Consider the following 449-nt stretch of genomic DNA (forward strand, 5'->3'; position numbering starts at 1 on the left):
GATCCAGTTCCTTCCGCTGACTCCCCTCGGAGATCCCGGCGGGACGGTTCAGGTCGACGATGGGAGTGGGTCCGTTTCGAAATAATGTTCCCTGATAAGCGGCGGGCAGGTAGCCGTTTCCCCAGACGTTCGCTCCGCCAATGGTCGCGCCCCGCCGGTCTCCCATGACTACAAATCCGGGAAGATCGTTGTTCTCCGTGCCGAGACCATACGTGATCCACGAGCCGATGGAAGCGGAGCCAGGGAACTGATTGCCCGTGAGCGTGTGATAGACCGCGGGACCGTGGTTGTTGTTGTCGACCTTGATGCCGTGAATGAACGCGAGGTCGTCGACGCGGGTGGCTAAATTCGGGAGCAGATCCGACATCCAGCGGCCGGACTGGCCGTATTGCCGGAAGCCCCAGAAGGGCGCGATCACGCGGTTGGGCGCGGCGGAGAAGGTCGCGAGC

General features: G+C 62.6%; 1 protein-coding gene. It reads right to left on the bottom strand.

What is annotated here, in order from left to right; all coding sequences use genetic code 11:
• Positions 1 to 449: DUF1501 domain-containing protein (locus tag I6F37_RS39795; protein WP_225154348.1), on the bottom strand; the 449-nt coding region annotated here is incomplete at both ends.

The sequence above is a fragment of the Bradyrhizobium sp. NBAIM08 genome (assembly GCF_020193935.1).
Lineage (GTDB): Bacteria > Pseudomonadota > Alphaproteobacteria > Rhizobiales > Xanthobacteraceae > Bradyrhizobium > Bradyrhizobium yuanmingense.